21 protein-coding genes and 1 tRNA gene are annotated in these 18,624 nt (G+C 60.8%); 10 read left to right on the top strand and 12 right to left on the bottom strand.

Annotated features, from left to right (window positions below; translation table 11 throughout):
• Positions 1–214: 214 nt before the first annotated feature.
• From NKH36_RS22330 to NKH36_RS22320, 3 genes are read right to left on the bottom strand one after another with little or no spacing between them, the layout of a single operon-like run.
• Positions 215–1,108, bottom strand: a complete 894-nt coding sequence (locus NKH36_RS22330) for an HlyC/CorC family transporter (protein WP_352962091.1) — start codon at positions 1,106–1,108, stop codon at positions 215–217.
• Positions 1,105–2,283 carry a 3-dehydroquinate synthase gene (gene aroB, locus NKH36_RS22325; protein ID WP_352962094.1) on the bottom strand — a complete coding sequence of 393 codons (1,179 nt, stop codon included), beginning with the start codon at positions 2,281–2,283 and terminating at the stop codon, positions 1,105–1,107. The genes NKH36_RS22330 and aroB overlap by 4 nt, the downstream gene beginning before the upstream one ends.
• The gene (locus NKH36_RS22320) at positions 2,280–2,885 is read right to left on the bottom strand and encodes a shikimate kinase (protein ID WP_352962096.1); all 606 of its coding nucleotides are present in this window, start codon (positions 2,883–2,885) and stop codon (positions 2,280–2,282) included. The genes aroB and NKH36_RS22320 overlap by 4 nt, the downstream gene beginning before the upstream one ends.
• 226 nt (positions 2,886–3,111) lie before the next feature.
• On the opposite strand from NKH36_RS22320, the gene NKH36_RS22315 reads away from it, so the two are divergent.
• The 5 genes from NKH36_RS22315 to NKH36_RS22295 all read left to right on the top strand — a co-directional run bounded on the left by NKH36_RS22315 (position 3,112) and on the right by NKH36_RS22295 (position 7,107).
• Entirely contained in the window at positions 3,112–3,264 is a 153-nt protein-coding gene (locus NKH36_RS22315) for a hypothetical protein (protein WP_029348640.1), read from the top strand.
• A gap of 28 nt (positions 3,265–3,292) precedes the next feature.
• The gene (locus NKH36_RS22310; RefSeq protein WP_352962099.1) at positions 3,293–4,210 is read left to right on the top strand and encodes a site-specific tyrosine recombinase XerD; all 918 of its coding nucleotides are present in this window, start codon (positions 3,293–3,295) and stop codon (positions 4,208–4,210) included.
• A gap of 99 nt (positions 4,211–4,309) precedes the next feature.
• Positions 4,310–5,260 carry an acetyl-CoA carboxylase carboxyltransferase subunit alpha gene (locus tag NKH36_RS22305; protein WP_352962100.1) on the top strand — a complete coding sequence of 317 codons (951 nt, stop codon included), beginning with the start codon at positions 4,310–4,312 and terminating at the stop codon, positions 5,258–5,260.
• Between the two features lie 306 nt (positions 5,261–5,566).
• Positions 5,567–6,859, top strand: a complete 1,293-nt coding sequence (locus tag NKH36_RS22300) for a L,D-transpeptidase family protein (protein WP_352962102.1) — start codon at positions 5,567–5,569, stop codon at positions 6,857–6,859.
• 11 nt (positions 6,860–6,870) lie between these two features.
• Positions 6,871–7,107: a sulfurtransferase TusA family protein gene (locus tag NKH36_RS22295; RefSeq protein ID WP_352962104.1), complete on the top strand. Its 237-nt coding sequence runs from the start codon at positions 6,871–6,873 to the stop codon at positions 7,105–7,107.
• A 214-nt stretch (positions 7,108–7,321) separates the two neighbouring features.
• Here the strand turns inward: NKH36_RS22295 and NKH36_RS22290 are convergent, their stop codons facing one another.
• Positions 7,322–8,431, bottom strand: a complete 1,110-nt coding sequence (locus NKH36_RS22290) for a CobW family GTP-binding protein (protein ID WP_352962106.1) — start codon at positions 8,429–8,431, stop codon at positions 7,322–7,324.
• A gap of 4 nt (positions 8,432–8,435) precedes the next feature.
• Positions 8,436–9,602, bottom strand: a complete 1,167-nt coding sequence (locus NKH36_RS22285; protein WP_352962108.1) for a D-alanyl-D-alanine carboxypeptidase family protein — start codon at positions 9,600–9,602, stop codon at positions 8,436–8,438.
• 232 nt (positions 9,603–9,834) lie between these two features.
• On the opposite strand from NKH36_RS22285, the gene NKH36_RS22280 reads away from it, so the two are divergent.
• Positions 9,835–10,998 (top strand): M20 aminoacylase family protein, encoded by a 1,164-nt coding sequence (locus tag NKH36_RS22280; protein WP_352962110.1) that lies wholly within the window; start codon positions 9,835–9,837, stop codon positions 10,996–10,998.
• Between the two features lie 11 nt (positions 10,999–11,009).
• On the opposite strand, the gene NKH36_RS22275 is transcribed toward NKH36_RS22280, so the two are convergent.
• Positions 11,010–11,303 (bottom strand): hypothetical protein, encoded by a 294-nt coding sequence (locus NKH36_RS22275; protein ID WP_352962112.1) that lies wholly within the window; start codon positions 11,301–11,303, stop codon positions 11,010–11,012.
• A 149-nt stretch (positions 11,304–11,452) separates the two neighbouring features.
• Here NKH36_RS22275 and NKH36_RS22270 point away from each other — a divergent pair.
• Positions 11,453–11,529: transfer RNA gene (locus NKH36_RS22270), tRNA-Arg, on the top strand.
• 395 nt (positions 11,530–11,924) lie between these two features.
• On the opposite strand, the gene NKH36_RS22265 is transcribed toward NKH36_RS22270, so the two are convergent.
• The 3 genes from NKH36_RS22265 to NKH36_RS22255 form a co-directional block, all read right to left on the bottom strand.
• The gene (locus NKH36_RS22265; RefSeq protein WP_352962114.1) at positions 11,925–12,341 is read right to left on the bottom strand and encodes a hypothetical protein; all 417 of its coding nucleotides are present in this window, start codon (positions 12,339–12,341) and stop codon (positions 11,925–11,927) included.
• Positions 12,338–12,631 carry a DUF6074 family protein gene (locus tag NKH36_RS22260; RefSeq protein WP_352962116.1) on the bottom strand — a complete coding sequence of 98 codons (294 nt, stop codon included), beginning with the start codon at positions 12,629–12,631 and terminating at the stop codon, positions 12,338–12,340. The genes NKH36_RS22265 and NKH36_RS22260 overlap by 4 nt, the downstream gene beginning before the upstream one ends.
• 84 nt (positions 12,632–12,715) lie before the next feature.
• The gene (locus tag NKH36_RS22255; RefSeq protein WP_352962118.1) at positions 12,716–13,240 is read right to left on the bottom strand and encodes a prepilin peptidase; all 525 of its coding nucleotides are present in this window, start codon (positions 13,238–13,240) and stop codon (positions 12,716–12,718) included.
• Positions 13,241–13,555: 315 nt separating this feature from the next.
• Here NKH36_RS22255 and NKH36_RS22250 point away from each other — a divergent pair, with 315 nt between their 5' ends.
• The 3 genes from NKH36_RS22250 (at position 13,556) to NKH36_RS22240 (ending at position 15,527) form a co-directional block, all read left to right on the top strand.
• On the top strand, positions 13,556–13,774 hold the full coding sequence (locus NKH36_RS22250; protein WP_352962120.1) for a PIN-like domain-containing protein: 219 nt from the start codon (positions 13,556–13,558) through the stop codon (positions 13,772–13,774).
• Between the two features lie 525 nt (positions 13,775–14,299).
• A complete protein-coding gene (locus NKH36_RS22245; RefSeq protein WP_352962123.1) occupies positions 14,300–14,833 on the top strand; it encodes a DnaJ domain-containing protein in 534 nt (177 codons plus the stop codon).
• 247 nt (positions 14,834–15,080) lie between these two features.
• Positions 15,081–15,527 (top strand): hypothetical protein, encoded by a 447-nt coding sequence (locus NKH36_RS22240; protein ID WP_352962126.1) that lies wholly within the window; start codon positions 15,081–15,083, stop codon positions 15,525–15,527.
• Between the two features lie 503 nt (positions 15,528–16,030).
• On the opposite strand, the gene NKH36_RS22235 is transcribed toward NKH36_RS22240, so the two are convergent.
• The 3 genes from NKH36_RS22235 to NKH36_RS22225 form a co-directional block, all read right to left on the bottom strand.
• Positions 16,031–17,020, bottom strand: a complete 990-nt coding sequence (locus tag NKH36_RS22235) for a phosphatase PAP2 family protein (protein WP_352962129.1) — start codon at positions 17,018–17,020, stop codon at positions 16,031–16,033.
• Between the two features lie 63 nt (positions 17,021–17,083).
• The gene (locus NKH36_RS22230; protein ID WP_352962132.1) at positions 17,084–17,773 is read right to left on the bottom strand and encodes a methyltransferase family protein; all 690 of its coding nucleotides are present in this window, start codon (positions 17,771–17,773) and stop codon (positions 17,084–17,086) included.
• On the bottom strand, positions 17,745–18,542 hold the full coding sequence (locus tag NKH36_RS22225; protein ID WP_352962135.1) for a sterol desaturase family protein: 798 nt from the start codon (positions 18,540–18,542) through the stop codon (positions 17,745–17,747). Before NKH36_RS22225 ends, NKH36_RS22230 begins: the two co-directional genes overlap by 29 nt.
• Positions 18,543–18,624: the final 82 nt, after the last annotated feature.

Here is an 18,624-nt window from a genome sequence, read left to right as displayed (position 1 = left end):
TCTCCAGACAGCCCAGTCGAAAGTGCACGCCGGCGCGGCGAGCGTCCAGTCAAGGATTGGTCAGCCGGGACAGAACCTACCAGAACTATTGCATGTCGCCCAAAAGCATGCCCTCGGGCCTGACCCGAGGGTGCGCAGCGGTTTTGGGACACCGACATGCATAAAAACAAAAATTTAAAGCGCGTTGCGTGAATCTTGTCAGGCGCCACGCGCTTTAAATGTCGCCGGCCGGCCTGATCCTCAGCCTTGCGATCCGGTTCTTATCGCGCTTCATTACGACGAAGCGCTTGCCGTGAAAGGTGAAAGCCTGCTTCTCGTCCGGGATCAATTGTGTCTCGTGGATGACGAGACCGGCAATGGTGGTGGCTTCTTCGTCCGGCAGGTTCCAGTCGAGCGCCCGGTTCAGGTCGCGGATGGACACAGTGCCGTCGACGACGACGGAGCCGTCGGCTTCCTGCTTGACGCCCTGCACGTCGATATCGTGCTCGTCGGCGATCTCGCCGACGATCTCCTCGATGATGTCCTCCAGCGTCACCAGCCCCTCGACCTCGCCATACTCGTCGACGACGATAGCGAAATGCGCCTTGCGGCGCAGGAAGGCGTTGAGCTGTTCCTGCAGTGTCGTGGTATCGGGCACGAACCACGGTTTTGAAGCGATCTTCATCACGTCGATCTTGGAAAAGTCGTTGCCGACGTCGTTCAGCGCGCGCAGCAGGTCCTTGGCATGCAGCACGCCGACGATGTTGTCGAGCGAGCCCTTCCACAGGGGCATGCGGGTATGCGGGCTCTGCAGGATCTCGCGCACCACCGCTTCCGGCGGATTGTCGGCATTGACTGAGCGCATGTTGGTGCGGTGGACCATGACGTCGGACACTTCGAGCTCGTCGAGATCGGACAGGCGACCGAGGCGGGCGCGATCCTCGCGCACCACCTGGCCATCGCGTCGAAAATCATCGACGGCGCCGCGCGCTTCATCATGGTTCGAATGCTTCGGCCCGATGCGCTGCAGTTCATAGCCGAAGGCGGCGAGCAGGCGCGCGCGCAATGCGAAAGCGAGCAGGCCGAACCCGGCAAGGACAGCAGCGGCAATCCAGCCGGCCTCGTTCATCCCGGGCGGCCTTTCGGCTGACCCGGGCTGCCTTTCGGCTGACCCGGGCGGCTTTGCTGACCCGGATGGTTATCCCTCAGAAACGACAGCACTTCCGACGCCGGCACATCCCTGGCGATGAAGGCCTGGCCGATGCCGCGCGTCAGGATGAAGGTCAGCGCGCCGCGCGACACCTTCTTGTCCTGGGTGATGAAGGCGAGCAGCGCTTCGGCATCAGGCAATTCACCCGGAATATCGGCCATGCACCAGGGCAGGCCAACAGCGCGAAGATGCGCCTCGACGCGCGCCGCATCGTCGGGACTTGCCAGATTGAGGCGTGACGAAAAGCGGTAAGCCAGCGCCATACCGATGGCGACCCCCTCGCCGTGGACGAGTCGGGCGCCGTCATAATGGGTGGCGGCCTCCAGCGCATGGCCGAACGTATGGCCGAGATTGAGCAGCGCGCGGTCGCCGGTCTCGAACTCGTCGCGGGCGACGACATCGGCCTTGGCGCGGCAGGCCTCGGCGATGGCCTCGGCCCGCTCGGGGCCGCCGGCGAACACTTGGCCCCAGTTTTCCTCAAGCCAGGCGAAGAAGTCGGGGCGGTCGATGAGCCCGTATTTGGCGAGTTCGGCGTAACCCGCCCGGAATTCCCGGATCGGCAGCGTGTCGAGCACTTCGGTGTCGGCCAGCACCAGTTTCGGCTGATGGAAGACGCCGACGAGGTTCTTGCCGCGCGCACTGTTGATGCCGGTCTTGCCGCCGACCGAGGAATCGACCTGCGCCAGCAGCGAAGTCGGGATCTGCACGAAATTCATGCCGCGGCGCACGACGCCGGCGGCAAAGCCGGCCAGATCGCCGACGACACCGCCGCCGAGCGCGATGACGACATCGCCGCGCTCAAGCCTGGCTGCGAGCACGCCGTCCACCACCTCCTCGAGATGCGCAAAACTCTTGGTCTTTTCCCCAGCCGGCAGCGTGATGACGGCAGGCTGGATGCCGCCCTTTTCGAGGCCGGCCTTCAAAGTATCGAGGTGTGCTGCGGCGACATTGACGTCGGTGACCACCGCGGCGCGTGTGCCGGGCAGGCGGCGCGAAATCTCGCTGCCGGCGCGCAAAAGCAGGCCGGAGCCGATCAATATGTCATAGGCACGATCGCCGAGCCCGACTTCGACGGTGACTGTCGCATTGCTCACGAGCGCACCTCGCCTGTCGCGGCCGCAACGCCGAAATACCCGCAAAGCGCATTCACCACCTCGGCGGCGATGACCTCCTTGCGATCGTCGCGGGTCGGCACGGTGACATCGGCGGCTGCGTAGACCGGATAGCGCTCAGCCATCAACCGCTCGATCACGGCGCGGGGATCGGCGCTTTTCAGGAGCGGCCGGTTCTGCTTCTTGGAAACGCGGTCCATCAAGAGGTCGATCTCGGCCTTCAGCCATACCGACACGCCATGGCCGGCAATGGCCTCCCGCGTCTGCGCACTCATGAAGGCGCCGCCGCCCGTCGACAGCACCTGCGGGCCATGTTCCAGCACGCGCAGGATGACGCGCTGCTCCAGCGCCCGGAACTCGGGCTCGCCATAGCGTTCGAACAGTTCCGGGACGCTCATGCGCGACACGCTTTCGATCTCCTGGTCGCTGTCGATGAAAGGCAGCCCCAGGAACCCCGCCACCTTGCGGCCGATCGCCGTCTTGCCGGCGCCCATAAGGCCGACAAAGACGATGGAACGGCTGCCCAGCCGGCCGAGCAGCGCGGCATGGCTCTCATCGGGAGGATTTGCTGGTAGTGCGTTCATGACACCATGATGTTTCTAAGCAGGTTCCGCAAAGTGTCCCACGTTTTGCGACAAAACCTGCGACAAGCCAAAGAATCTAGCAGGCACTCTTTGCCGGCGTATCGACATCAAAAGCCTGATTGCGTCAAGCGCGGCGGCGCCGAGCTTCGCCCTTGAATTGGCCGGATTGGCGTCTCATAAGGGCACAGGGTTTGGAAACGCAGAACAAGAAGACGGGCGAAAATTGATGCCGACACTATTCCGCTTTGTCGTGACGCTCACGATACTGGCCGGCATTGTCTATGGCACGATGTTCGCTCTGGCGATGTTCGTCGAGCCGAGAAAGACCGAAATGAGCGTACGCATTCCTCCCGAAAAGCTGAACCCCAAGAAAAACTGACCCAAAAGAGAAAAACTGACCCAAAGAAATGAATAGCGCGGCCCGCATCGAAGCCTTTCTGGAAATGATGAGTGCCGAGCGCGGCGCTGCCGAAAACACGCTTTCCAGCTATCGCCGCGACCTCGAAGACGCTTCGGCCGAGATCGACGGCGGGCTCGCGGGTGCCGCCGCCGCCGATATCCGCGCCTATCTCGACGAGATCGCCGCGCGTGGCTTTGCCGCCACCTCGCAGGCACGCAAACTGTCGGCGATCCGCCAGTTCTTCAAGTTCCTCTATGCTGAAGGCCTGCGCGGCGACGACCCGACCGGAACCTTGGACAGTCCGAGGAAAGGCCGGCCGCTGCCGAAGACGATGAGCGAGGCCGACACCGGCCGTCTGATCGACCGTGCGGCGCAAGAGGCAGCTGACGCCTCGCTGAACGATGGCGACAACCTCGCGGCGCTGCGCCTGCACGCGCTGGTCGAGGTGCTCTACGCCACCGGCCTGCGCGTTTCCGAACTGGTCGGCCTGCCGGTAACGGTGGCGCTGCGCGACGATCGTTTCTTCATGGTGCGCGGCAAGGGCGACAACGAACGTATGGTTCCGCTGTCGGCAAAGGCGCGCACGGCGATGCGGGTCTGGCTCGCTGCCCGGGCAACGGTGCCGGCTTTCGCAGATAACCCATTCCTGTTTCCGGCAGCAAGCGACAGCGGCTATCTCTCCAGGCAGGTCTTCGCCCGTGACCTGAAGGGCCTTGCCGCGCGCGCCGGCATCGCATCGGCGAAAATATCGCCGCATGTGCTGCGCCATGCTTTCGCCAGCCATCTCCTGCAGAACGGCGCCGATCTCAGGGCGGTGCAGCAGTTGCTTGGCCATGCCGATATTTCAACGACGCAGATTTACACGCATGTGCTGGAGGAGCGGCTGGTGCGGCTGGTCAACGATCATCACCCGCTTGCCGACTAGACGTCATATCGCTATGTGAGGACGACGTTCCACCGCCCGGAGCCTCTATTTCCCAGGTTCCGTCAGTCATTGCCTCCCGGCTTATCGGTCCGCTCAAGAATGTACAATTACCTCGATTTCGAAAAGCCGGTTGCCGATCTCGAAGGCAAGATTGTCGAGTTGAAGAAGCTCGCCGAGAATGGCGAGGCGGTCGATGTCGGCGATGAGATCAGCCGTCTCGAGAAACGCGTGCGCGACGCATTGCGCGACACTTATAGGGCGCTGACCCCGTGGCAGAAGGTGCAGGTGGCGCGCCATCCGGACAGGCCGCATTGCGTCGACTACATCAAGGGCCTGTTCAACGATTTCACGCCGCTTGCCGGCGACCGCAATTTCGGGGAGGACCAGGCGATCGTCGGCGGCTTCGCCCGCTTCCGCGGCGAGCCGGTGGCGATCATCGGCCAGGAAAAGGGCTCAGACACGGCCAGCCGGCTGAAGCATAATTTCGGCTCGGTGCGGCCGGAGGGCTACCGCAAGGCGGTGCGGCTGATGGAACTCGCCGACCGCTTCAACATCCCGTTGCTGACGCTGGTCGACACGGCCGGCGCCTATCCCGGCGTCAATGCCGAGGAGCGCGGCCAGGCGGAGGCCATCGCCCGCTCGACCTCGGCCTGTCTCGGTCTGAAGGTGCCGTCGATCTCGGTGGTCATCGGCGAAGGCGGCTCAGGCGGTGCGATCGCGATCGCCACCGCCAACCGCGTCTACATGCTCGAGCATGCCATCTATTCGGTGATCTCGCCGGAGGGCGCCGCCTCGATCCTGTGGCGCGACACCACCCGCTCGAAGGATGCGGCGACCAACATGAAAATCACCGCCCAGGATCTGCTGGAGTTGAAGATCATCGACGCCATCATTCCCGAACCGCTCGGCGGCGCCCATCGTGGCCCGGAAGCGGTGATTGCCGCCACCGGCGACCTCATCGCGAAGACGATGAAGGAGTTCTCCGGCGCCAACACCGATTTTCGCGAGCAACGCCGCGAGAAATACCTGGCCATGGGGCGAAACCTCTAGACCATGACCCCGAACCGAAGGTCAGCGTAGCAAAAAGTGGGAACCGGTTTTCGGAAAAGATCATGGTCACACAAGAGGATTCAGGCCGTCCGATTCAATCGGACGGACCGCGAGATGGGTGTCCGCGCCGCAATGTGGCAAGATTGAGCGCTTCCGCCACAAAAATGCCGCGGCATTCGGTTCAATCAAATTGCTGTAAGGGGATGCGTCCGGCGCTTGCGGTAAGGAATTTTCAAGGTTAACGAGCTTAGGGTTGGCCCTGACGGCGCTGATGCCTGCGGTCCGAAAGAAAAGACATAGCCATCCATGTTTGCCAAGCTTGCCCGCACCGGACTTCTGATTGCCGCGATAGGCGTCGCCGGCTGCAATGATTCTTCAATGAAGGATTTTGCCCCCCACGCCAATAAGCCGCTGCCCGACAAGATCCTGGCCAGCATGAAGGCCAAGGGCATGACCCGCACCTCACCGGTGATGGCCCGCATCTTCAAGGAAGAGGGCAAGCTCGAAATCTGGAAGGCCAAGACCAACGGCCGCTACGACCTGGTCGCCAGCTACGATATCTGCAAATGGTCGGGCAAGCTGGGTCCCAAATTCACCGAAGGCGACCGCCAGGCGCCGGAAGGCTTCTATACGGTCCGACCGGCGCAGATGAATCCGCGGTCGAGCTACCACCTTGCCTTCAACATCGGCTATCCCAACGCCTACGACCGCGCCAATGGCCGCACCGGTTCCCACCTGATGGTCCATGGCGCCTGCTCGTCGTCGGGCTGCTATTCGATGACCGACGCACAGATCGAGCAAATCTATGCCTTCGGCCGCGACGCTTTCCAGGGTGGCCAGACCGAATTCCAGATCCAGGCCTTTCCGTTCCGCATGACCGCCGCCAACATGGCGCGCTATCGCAAAGATCCGAACTACGAATTCTGGAAGATGCTGAAGGTCGGCTACGACAATTTCGAGATCACCAAAGTGCCGCCGAAGGTCAACGTCTGCGAGAAGCGCTATGTCTTCAACCAGGTCGCGCCCGACGGCGCGACCTTCGATCCGACCGGCGCCTGCCCCGCGACCACGCAGCCGGATTCGCTGAAGAGCGCCTTCAATGCCTATCAGAGCACCTACGAATCGGCTTTTAACGGCGCGGTTAAGGCTAGCGTGCCGGCGCCCAAACCGACCATCGCCGGGATCAAGGAAGCCAGCATCGTCTCCGAGTGGTCGAAGAAGCGCGCCCGTGGCGAACGCGTGCCGATCGAGCCGCCCTCGCTCAACGCCGATGGCTCGTTGACGGCGACGGCGCGCATGGGCCGCATCGATTCGCCGGCGGGCCGCAAGATGGCCGCGCTCGACGCCGAGAAAGCCGCCAAGCAGAAGGCCGAGGAGCAAAAGCTTGCCGCCATAGAAGCAGCCAAGGTCGAGAAAGAGGCGGCTAAGGCGCAAGCACTGGCGGAGAAGGAAGCTGCCAAGGTCGCCGCAGAAACGCCTGTCGTCACCGCCACCGTAGCGCCATCGGAGGCCGCCGCGGCAGTCGAAACGCAGGCGGCGGATGCCGAAAGCACGGCGACAAGGTTGAAGAAGAAGCTGCTCGGCATGTTCGGCGGCTGAGGTTCTCAGCCTTGGCCAGGCGCGTTGCTACTTACGATCTCAAGGGGCTGAACTGTCCCCTGCCGGTGCTCAAGGCGAAGAAACGGCTGGCGGCGATGCAGCCTGGCAACCGGCTTTGGCTGGAAACCACCGACCCGCTCGCCGTCATCGACATTCCCGCTTTTTGTGCCGAGAGCGGCCATCAGTTGCTTGAAACTTCGGCGATGTCCGGTGGCCATCGTTTCCTGGTCGAGCGGGGCGGCATCTGAGAGCAATTCCGCTCTGTCTGAGCTGCCCCTCATCTGCCTGCCGGCACCTTCTCCCCGTAGAACGGGGAGAAGGGAACTGGCCGCAAGCTTGGCGCTGTTTCTGCAACGTTGCTGATTGGCGAAAGCATCGGTGAGGGCGCCCTTCTCCCCGTCACTATACAGGGGAAGATGCCGGCAGGCAGATGAGGGACTGTGCGGCGTTCGGAAATTGAAGCTACCGCCCGGCGATGGCCAGCGGGTTGTTTTCCAGCGCTGCGCGGTCCGGTGTGTCGATCGACGGCCGGTTGGTGAAGGCGGCAAACAGCCGGCGGACGTATTCTTCCGGCATATCCAGCGTGATCAGCACCAGCCTTGTGCCGCGTTGACCGTCCGGCCAGGACGGCAGCCGGACCGGCGGGTGCAGGATCTTCTGTACGCCGTGGACGACCAGCGGCCGCGACGGGTCTTCCAGCAATTCGATGACGCCCTTCATGCGCAACAGGCGCTCGCCATGCGCCGATCGCAACAGGTCGAGGAACATCTCGATGGCCGAAAACGGCACCGGCCCTTCATGAACCAACGAGTAGGAGCGCACGCGGGAATCGTGCCGATGGTCGTGATCGTGGTCATGGTCGCCGTGGTCATGATCGCCATGGTGGTGATCATGGGCGGCTTCCTCGCCCAGCCAGCGCCGCACGTCGGCGGACTTGGTGGCCGGGTTGTAGAGGCCGCAATCGAACAGCGCCGCTACATCGGTCCTTCCGTCACCCGCATCGAGCAGCTCGGCACCCGGATTGATCTGCCGCAGCCGGGCCTGCAGGGCCTCGACGTCGCGCGGATCGGTGGCCAGATCGGCTTTCGTCAGCACGATGCGATCGGCGACAGCCACCTGCTTCACCGCCTCGACATGGGCGTCGAGCGTCGCATTGCCGTTGACCGCGTCGACCAGCGTGATGACGCCGTCGAGCCGGAAGGCATGGACCAGCGCCGGATGCGCCATGATCGACTGCAGCACCGGCGCCGGATCGGCGAGGCCGGTGGTTTCGATGACGACACGGGCAAGCCGGGCGATGCGGCCGGTCTGCAGCCGGTCGACGAGATCGGCCAGCGTGTCGACCAGTTCGCCGCGCACCGTGCAGCAGAGGCAGCCTTCGGAAAGCTGGATGATGCCGTCGGAGGCCTGTTCGACCAGGAGGTGGTCGATCGCCACCTCGCCGAACTCGTTGATGATGACCGCGGTGTCGGCGAGCGCGGGATCCCTGAGCAGCCGGTTGAGCAGCGTCGTCTTGCCGGCGCCGAGAAAGCCGGTCAGCACCGAGACGGCGATGGGAAAGCCGCTGCTCATCAGGCTAGTTCACGGCCTTGGCCGGCTCCCGGGCCGCGGTGGCGGAACCGATCACTGTCGGCTCGGCGCCGGGCGGCGGCGGCAGGTCGGGCCGCCAGCTCGGCAGCGGCACGTCGGCATATTCCCGGCCCGATGCATCGAGCATCGCCTTCGGCTTCGGCCCGGTGGCGCCGCCAAGGCCGACGGCGACCAATGTCGGCACATGGTCGAGCTTTTCCCGATAAGGAGATTTTGGCGCATTCTTATCGCCGACGGGGACGGCAGCTTCCGACTGCTCCTTAGCCGGCTTCTTCCTGCAAATCTCGTCATTGAGGTTGTTGACCGATGTGGTGTCGCCATAGGAAGGCAGCGCCGCCACCGTCAACCAGCCCGGTGTCGGCGTGGCAAAGCCGTGGTCGAGCAGCCTGGCGACAGTCTCGGCGCGGGTGACGGCCGACTTCTCGCCAAGCACCACCGCCACCAGCGTGCGCCCGTCGCGTGTTGCCGAGCCGATCATGTTGAACCCCGAGGGGCAGACGAAACCGGTTTTCATGCCGTCGGCGCCGGGATAGCGGCCGATCAGAAGATTGTAGTTCGGGATCTGCTTCTTGCCGACGGCCAGGCCCTCGATCGAGAACCAAGGGGCATATTGCGGAAATTCCGTGCGGATCGCCATCACCAGTAAGCCGAGGTCGCGCGCCGTCGTATACTGGTCCGGCGAAAAGAGCCCGTTCGGGTTGACGAAATGCGTTCCGGTCATGCCGAGCCGGCGCGCCTCGGTGTTCATGCGTTCGGCGAAAGCGGCCTGCGAACCGCCGATGTTCTCGCCGACGGCCATGGCGACGTCGTTGGCCGATTTGACCAGCATCATCTTCAGCGCGTTGTCGAGCCGCATGACCGAGCCCGGCTTGAAGCCCATTTTGCTCGGCGGTTCGCCGGCGGAACGTTTCGTGACCTTGATCGGAGAATCGAGCTGGACCTCGCCCGCGGCAATCGCACGAAACGCCACATAGGCGGTCATCAGCTTGGTCAGCGAGGCAGGATACCAGCGCTTGAAAGCCTCCTGGTGCTGGAGGATCTTGCCATTCCCCAGTTCGAACACGATCGTCGGATTGGCGAGAGCCGGTCCGGCCAGCGCCGGAAGCGCCACGGTGCCCGCCAGCAATAGTTTGAGGAAACGCCTGTACCGCATGGTGGAATCCGAAATCGCCTCTTGCCGCAGTCGCCTCTGGCTCCGTAAGATTTGTTACGCGATCGCCAGCATGGTGATCCGGTCCCTCTATCCGGATCGCAATCTTGCGGTGCTATTTAGCCTATGTGACGTCAAGATGGCAAAGTGCCTGAATGACAATTGTAAAACAGCAGGCACAATTTGCAAAGCAGCAGGCAGAGCCCGTCTGCTCCAACAGCGAGATTTAACCATCATGCCGATCCTGAACCGCGCCGCCGAAATGCAAGACGAGGTCGCCGGCTGGCGCCGCCATCTGCACCAGACGCCAGAGCTGAATTTCGACGTCTTCAAGACCGCCGCCTTCGTCACCGACAAGCTGAACGCCTTCGGTTGCGACGACGTGGTGACCGGCCTCGGCAAGACCGGTGTCGTCGGCATCATCCGCGGCCGCCTGGGCGAAGGCACGACCATCGGCCTGCGCGCCGACATGGACGCGCTGCCGCTCAATGAGATCCCCGGAAAACCCTACGCCTCAACCGTTCCGGGCAAGATGCACGCCTGCGGCCATGATGGCCACACCGCGATGCTGCTGGGTGCTGCCAAATATCTTGCCGAGACGCGCAATTTCGCCGGCTCCGTTGCTGTGATCTTCCAGCCGGCCGAAGAAGGCGGCGGCGGCGGCAACGAGATGGTCAAGGACGGCATGATGGAGCGCTTCGGCATCTCGAAGGTATTCGGCATGCACAACATGCCGGGCCTGCCGGTCGGGCAATTCGCCATCAAACCGGGCCCGATCATGGCGGCGACCGCTGAATTCACCATCACCGTCAAGGGCCGGGGCGGGCATGCGGCCATGCCGCACGGCACGATCGACCCGATCGTCATCACCAGCCAGCTCGTCGGCGCTTTGCAGACGATCGCCTCGCGCAGCACCGATCCGGTCGAAGCTGTCGTGGTGTCGGTGACGAAATTCCACGCCGGCGACGCCTACAACGTCATTCCAGAAAGCGCAGAGATCGCCGGCACCGTGCGCACGCTGAAGGGGGAGGTCGCCAGGAAGGCCGAGCAGCGTGTGCGCGCCATCTGCGAGGGCGTGGGCGCGGCCTTCGGCGCAACGATCGAGGTCGACTACAACGCCAACTATCCCGTCACCTTCAACCATCCGGAGGAGACGGCCTTTGCCAGCGACGTCGCGGCTGATGTCGCCGGCGAGGCCCATGTGCATCGCGCCATCCAGCCGGTGATGGGCGGCGAGGATTTCTCCTATATGCTGGAGGCGCGGCCCGGCGCCTTCATCTTCATCGGCAATGGCGACACCGCCGGTCTCCACAATCCGGCCTACGACTTCAACGACGAGGTCATCCCGCACGGCATGAGCTATTGGGTGAAGCTGGCGGAGGCGGCGCTGGCAGCCTGATTGCCGGACCGCTACGGTCCGCTCTTCGGGTCGTCGATCTCCAGCGCCTCCATGACGGGCGCCAGATCACTCTCTTCGGCCGTAGCCTGCGGCTCTTCGCCTGCCCTGGCCTTGCTCAGGGCTTCCGCAATAGCCTCTTCAATGTCGCCGATCTCGTCTTCGCGCACCTCGTGACCATAGCCGGCGGCGTCGGCATCTTGTTCGAATTGCTGAGCCAGCACCGCCACGCTCACCTCGCTTTCAGCGGGCATGTTACCGACGTTCTCCTGGAGCCAGGTTTCAAAGAACTCTTTCGTAGCACTCATGCGGCATCTCCTTCGGCACACTAAAGCGCGGCGGGGGTCCGAAGTTCCGCGATCCCCAGCTCATCTTTGCGATCCACTCGCAACCGGCCGATTGCATCGAGCCGGCCTCTTGGCGAAATGGTCCGAAGCGGTTATGTGTCGGGCCGCGTGGTCCCGTAGCTCAGTAGGATAGAGCGGCAGATTCCTAATCTGTAGGTCACAGGTTCGATTCCTGTCGGGATCACCAACATTTCTGACCAGCAACGAAACGCGCTGTTAACGCCGTTCGCGGGTGACAGGATGTAGGCCGCAGTTCGAAAGTGTAGTCTGCATTTCGCTGTCAGCCGCGGAGGCGGAAATGAAGTTGCTTCGGATTGCGCTCCTGTGCACGGCCATGATCGGCCTTGGAATGCCGCCCGTTCGAGCTGAGGATCAGCCGGCTCCGCCGAACAGCGAAGCGGCAACAGAGCAGCCGCCAGTTCATTGCGAGGGGCAAAACTGTCTCCCGCTGGCGGATAACCCTGTGCAGGAATGCACCGGACAAGACTGCATGCCAGCTCCGCCGACTGAACCGGGTCCGGAGATTGAGCAGGTCGAGTGAGCAGCATCAGCCGACGATCTCTCTTTTGGCAGGGATACGGCTCATTGGTTCCCGCCCTTCCGGCCAGCAGCGCCACCACTGGCGTTCCAGACTGTACCAACCAAATCGACGCCTAGGCTGCACGTTCGCGAACAGCCGGAACCAACGGCGACGACAAGCGGTTTACCAATCGAAGGGACTACAATGGATGCAGGATAATGGAATTTCTGGATTTGGAATTGGCGAGGGCCCGACAGCGGCTCAGCCGAGCGGAGCTCTCCCTTAGGCGTGCGAATGAAATGCTGGATGAAGACTGCGGTGTCGGCATCAATATTGCGTTGTGCAGCAGGATACGGGCTGCGCAACGTCGCGTGGCCGAGGCCAGATCGCGGTTGATGAAGATCGATCCAACCAGGGCTGACGGTTTTCGCGCGGATTGAACCATCCCGCCCGTCGACGCCGCGATAGGTCGGGGTCAAGCGGCATTACCTCCTGGCCGCTGCCCGTGCCCACTTCGCAAGCAAAGCTCGCGCTGAACAGCGTCATGAAACGCTCGCAGTTCGCGGTTGATGGTGTCACGATCGAACCCGGCACGTTGCGTCTGTCCGTCCAAGGTCGCAACCACCTGCTTCCAGCAGTTCGTCGCAGCGGCGCCGCGCTTGACCGAAAGCACCTCGGCAACATGTTGGACTTTGCCGACACGCTTCGCCATCGGGAAGGCGATCACCAGACAGGACGGGTTCCAATCCAGAAGTTCGAGCTGCTTCATGCAACCCTCCTCTTGGCTCGCGCGTAAGCGCCTAGTTCTTCACCTTCATCGCCTGCCCCCGCAAGGGTCCAAAGCCGCCCTCCGTCAAACCGATAGCCCGGCTTGAACCATCATGTTGGTATAAATCTGAAACACTGTCGTGCAGATCGCTGCGAGCGAGATCGGCACGCCAAACGGCACGACGCCTTTGCGGTCCAGGTGCTGGACGTAGAGGCGGAAAGCGCCCGCGGGCAGCATGAACGGATTTTTGACGACCATCGCTGTGGCGAGAACGAAAACCAGCAGCAGCACTGAAAATACGACGAGGCCGCTGCCGCCGATCAGCAACGGCACCACCGCAATCAGCTTGACATCGCCGGCCCCGATCTTGCGCATGGCCCAGAACGGAAAGAGCGCAACAAACAGCAAAAGGCCGGCAAGCGCGCTCAGGCCCATGTCCCACCACGACCCGGATTGCACCGACAGGAGCTGCAGCGAGCCCAAACCCAGGCAAAGCAGCAGCAGCACATTCTGGTTGGATATCTTCTGGGTGGTGAAGTCGAGCCAGGCGATCCTTACCAGCAAAGGAATGGCTAGTCCCTTCAGCAGCACCGATGCGGCGAGCAACATGCTACCGCCTTACCGCTCGAGATTCTTCACGCTGGACGACAGGAGTTGCAGATTGTTGGCCACGGTCGGATCGTTGGGCGCCAGCTCATATGACCCTGCTGTCAGGATGTCACCGTTCCCAGAGTTTCCGAACGTGATAATTGATCCGCGGTATGCAATGGGACGTCCCGTAGTCGATCGCGGCTACATCCCGACCGAAACTCTCGCGTCGGCCTACTTGGCAGAGGGGGACTTGGAAGACGTGGCGTCGTGGTATGAAACCGACGCAGCTTTGGTGTCACAAGCGATCGGCTTCGAGACGAGGCTTGCCGCTGCTTGAAGATCAAGTTCGACGCCAACATCTCACCCAAGATTGTGAGGGCAGTTCGAGCCTTGGAAGACGATCCGCCAATCGAAATCGGATCGGTGCACGAGGACTACCAGGCGGGCGTCAGTGATCCTGACTGGATGTTTAAGTTCAGCGCCGACGGCGGCGCAGCCATGATCTCCGGTGACCACAACATCCTTCACAAGCCAGAGAACTTGGTCCCCTAAATCGAGTCCGGCTTGGTATCGGTATGGCCTTCAGCTGGGTGGCCGGACCTCAGACGGTTCGGCCAAGCCGCATTGTTATTCGATGGTGGATCACAACGAAGGAACGCATCTCGATCTCTGGCAAAGGCGACCGCTGGCGACTGCCGATGATCTGGACGCCAGGAGTTGAGAAGTTCACGCCGATCAAAGACCCGCGGGTCGACAGTTAATAGGGAATAGCCGTTGGGCTGGCATTGGCGGGCTGATCCCGGCCTCACTTCAGCAGAATGATCGCCGACGTATATCGGCGGATGATCGGAATGAGGGCAGCCCTTTGCAGGGGCGAAGCTTGCGCGCTAGTATCTGCAAAACGGGAGGGGGACTAATGCCACGAATTGAGCGGTAGAAACCCGCAAGCGCGGATTTCTGGCCTTCAACGTGTTGATGGGCATCCTCGAGCGCACCATCGACTAACTATGACCGCAAGACACTCCGGCGACGTTCTCTCGACTGTGTGCGCAATAGCGATGTTGTGGGAGCACCACTTTGTTCATTGACTACTACGAGCTCCTGGAAATCAGCCCGAACGCCAATTCGGAAACGATAGAACGGGTATTTCGTTATTTTGCTATGCGCTACCATCCCGACAATCAGGATACTGGCGATGCATCACGCTTCAGTGAAATCGCGGAGGCCCATAATACCCTTAAAGATTTGGTGAAGCGAGCGCAGTACGACATTCAGTATAAAGACCATTTGAAACTTCGTCGCGGGTTGATTGAGGAAACCAGCAATAATAGCATCGAACGTGACGTCGTCATTCAGGCTAAATTGCTCTCGCTCCTTTATGTAAAACGCCGACAGGACGTCAACAATCCTGGCATTGGTGATTCCGAGCTCGAACGCTTATCAGGTTGTCCGCGTGAACATCTGGAGTTTCATCTTTGGTATCTAAAAGCAAAAGGCTGGATAGGAAGGGTTGAAAACGGGATGTTCGCGATCACCGTAGAAGGCATCGATCGCGCCAATACTGAACATCGTCGTGACACCACCACCAGACTACTGGACGACAGAGGCTGAGGCGCGAGCAGCCGGTTGGAGGAAGGGCGAAAAGATGAAAGGAAAGGCCACAACCGCTACAGATATGGCCGAAGCGGTACGCATCGAACCCAAGGCATTTCGGCGAGCTCTCAGGGCTGAGCATTTCGATTGGCACAGCCGATATTCTGCCTGGGAGGTGGACGTCAAAAGCCCGCAGCATCTAGCGATGCAAAAGGTGCTAGTGGCTCTTCTGACCAACAAGGCTCCGAACTAAGGAAATGCGGCTTTGACCGGCGAGCCCGTGAAGAAGAAGCTGATTCCCGGAGTGGGCGTGACCCCTTTTGGCATCTATCAGATGGCGCAGTGCTATCGTGCGAATGCCGATGCGCTTGAAGCCGCTGCCATACACATTCTTACGCGCTTTTCGGACCATCCGAGAAGGCTGCTCTACTTCCAGGCGTTGGAGCATTTTCTCCGGAGCTTCCTCCGGCTCAATAGCCTCGACCCAGGACAGATTCGTGACTACCAACACAAATTCGCCGCCATGCTTGATTGCGGCAAGGGCTACGGCCTACGGATCTCCGACGAGGCTGAGGCATTCATCCGATCGACCACGCTGCGAAACGCCTACGTGCGAATCCGTTATGACTTTCGTCTTGAGGACGACGACTGGACCTCTAAATTCAATGGGACCTCGACCCTGAAGACCTTAAGCGGGCATCTATGTCCCTGAAGAAAGCGGTCTTCGAACTCGAAATGGCCGCTGGTCTGGCACTACAGGCCGCAGGGCGAGAGGTTATGCTGCCGAAGACCACGTCAGATGCGACACCGGTATGAAGACGATGCGGTGCCCACTGATGATCGCGCTGCGCTGCTTTCAGTGATCTGCTATATCCCCCGGCGACGTAATCGTTGCGTCCACAGCAAGCCACCATCGGTCGCCGCTCTCTTGAAGATGACCGTGCCCGCCCGTTCGAAGATCGCGATCGAATAAGGCTCGCAGGTTGCGGGGGCGATGTCGCGAACGCCAGCCGTGGAATCGGCACTGGTCTTCCGAAACGTCTTCGATGGAGTGACCAACACCGTGGTCACAACGGACAACGCGACGCTGCCATCACGGCGTCGATCTGGTCAAGGATCCGGACGCGCTGCTCGACCCGGTGGTCGGCATCAGGGCGGCAATCGCGTTCTGGAGCAAAAGCGGCTGCAACAAGCCGGCAACGCCCCGTGGCCGACTCAGCGGCCCGCTTCCGATCCCACCGCTGATCTCGCGACGCTGTCGACCTTTCCGCGCTCATAAGCGCCAATCATTCTTACGGCAAAGATCGAAGCCACGCCAACCATTGCGCCAGCAAGCACATCAATCAGGTGATGCCCACCCTCGGGAAGGGTGGCGATGATCATCAGAGCATTCAAAACAGTTATCGGCCACATCAGCCAGCGATAGTCGCGAAGCGCATAGACGACTATTATACCGAGAGCTGTATGGTAGGACGGGAAGGTAACCAGTCCGTTGCTTCTGGTCATGATCAGATCGAACGGTTCGCCGGATCGCAGTGCCATCAAAGTCTCGTGATGCCACATGCCTGCCTGGGCGGTGAAATGGTTGAACTGTTCTGCAGTTGGCTTGAAGTACGCATAGGCCCCTTCAGCCGGCACGAGCGCCATTATTGCTCCAGCGAGCACCGATGAGACGGCTAGCATCGCGATGAACTGCAAGCTCCTGTCATTTCTGTTTGTGGCTATATTCAACAATAGGACAAACGGCACCTGTGGTCCGAGCGCATGGTAGGCAAAGATCAGCACAGGAGCTACCAGCTGGTTATTTGTGACGGAGAGGAACCAAAGCCAATCGAAGCCCATTCGCGCATCGATAGCGGCGAGCACCGGGTCGGCAAGGGGGCGCCCAGTGGCGCTGGCCACATGCATTAAAACAGTCGTGCAGATCAGCAGTGGGACAAAGGCTGCCGCGACAAGCACCAAGCTTCCAAGGAAATCGGATGCCCGGCGAACAAATTGGCCTGCCCGCGAGCAATCATCCCGTAGGCGCCGCGTGACAAGCCACGAAACCAAACCAGCCAAGCAGATGCATAGTGCCACTGCTCTAATGTCATGCCAGTTAAGTGGCGAAAAGCGGACGGTCGAATAGGGCAGCCACAGCAGGTCAACAGCCCCAAGCAGGCCTGAAGTGATCAACGTCGCGTAAAGGTAGTTTCTTGCGCCCATAATCCTCACCGCAGTATTGGATGAATTTACCCGCCTTGGGCGTGTTTTGAGATGCGACATATTCTATCGCGGGTCAGGCGCCGGCAAAGATGCGCCAGCGAAACGAGGCAAGAGCATCGGAACGCGTTGGGCGTATTCATGATATTCGGAAAACGTCGCTCGCAAGACCCTCTCCTCGTTGATTATCCGCCGATATTGAAAAGCGAGGGCGATCGCGCAGATTGCGATCGTCGCCCACGTCGGATTACCGAGAAGAATGCCAAGCAGGACGATCGCTTCGCAGGCGTAGAGAGGGTGCCGCACGATTTGATAGGGGCCTGCGGTGACGAGCCGTCTGGCCTGAGCAGAGATGCTGAACGATCTGCCGAGCCACCATAGGCACCAAACGCAAAGCGCGAAGCCGATGATGGTAATCAGGTTGGCAGTGAGCTCAATCTGCGGAAGTATCTCGACTCGAGGGACAGCAATCAAAGTTACGGTGGCAAAGCATCCGATCAGCGCCGAGATTCGGGGTTCAAGCCCCTGCGCTGTCTTCAGCGGCGGAAGACGCGCCACTGTCGTTGCAACAACGAGAACGAGGAAGCCGAGAGCGGCAACGTCCGCTACGACCCCGATAATTCGCGCTATTGGCCATTCTGCGCCGCGAAGAGCTATAACCAATGCTCCGGCCTTCAAAGTCGCGCAGACCGTGAAGTAGAGTATCATCGTCGCGCGCCCGATGAAATCACGCGTCGCTGCTGGTGGGAGCTTCATGGATTTTGCCCTTCGGAATAAACGGATAGGCGAGTTGCTCGACGTAAGTTGGTGGAATGGGATCATCGACGCCATAGCGCTCCGGCACAGCTTTGCCAGGCAGGTGCATCGTTCCAAACAGCGCATCGATGAATGAAAGTTGGCCAGCGAAATTCTTGTCATATGCAGCGCGCTCGTGAGCGTGATGCCAGTGATGGAACTGAGGTGAGGCGATCAGCCATCGAAGCGGCCCGATGTTCAGCTTGACGTTGGCGTGAAGCAACAGCGCGTGGGCGTGAAAAACGAACGCGAAAAGGGCGATCGACTGACTGCTAAAGCCCAACAAATACACAGGCACAAAGGAAGCGCTCTTCGTCAGAATTTGATCAACAGGATGGATCCTGTGCCCTGCCAACCAATCAAGCTCTTCTATGCTGTGATGGATTGAATGAAAGCGCCACAGAAACGGGACAGCGTGAAAAGCACGGTGCGCGAAGTAAAAGCCAATGTCCGCGATGACTATGATTTCTATAACCTGCAGCCAAACCGGCTGCGATGACACTGCTCTGCCGACATACTCCGGCACCAGCCGCCCAACCGTGCTCGTTGCCAGTGTAACAGCCGCAATCAGGCCAAGCATTATCGGTACGCCATTGAATACGGCATAGATCAGGTCGTTGAAGAAGGCTTTCCTGAAAATCTTCTGGCTAGGTCGAAGGCCAAATAGGCGTTCGATCGGCACGAAGATCAGAGCCGTAATCAATAGCGCTTTGAGATTTAAAACGTCCATACGGCACCCCGCCGACAAGACCCAATGCAAGCACTTCATCGGTTTTAGCGCAAGCTAATGGTTTCCAGAAGGTTAATCTCGA

Origin of the sequence: Mesorhizobium sp. M1312 (assembly GCF_040318115.1) — a bacterium.
Lineage (GTDB): Bacteria > Pseudomonadota > Alphaproteobacteria > Rhizobiales > Rhizobiaceae > Mesorhizobium.
This window is presented reverse-complemented; position numbering and strand designations above follow the sequence as displayed.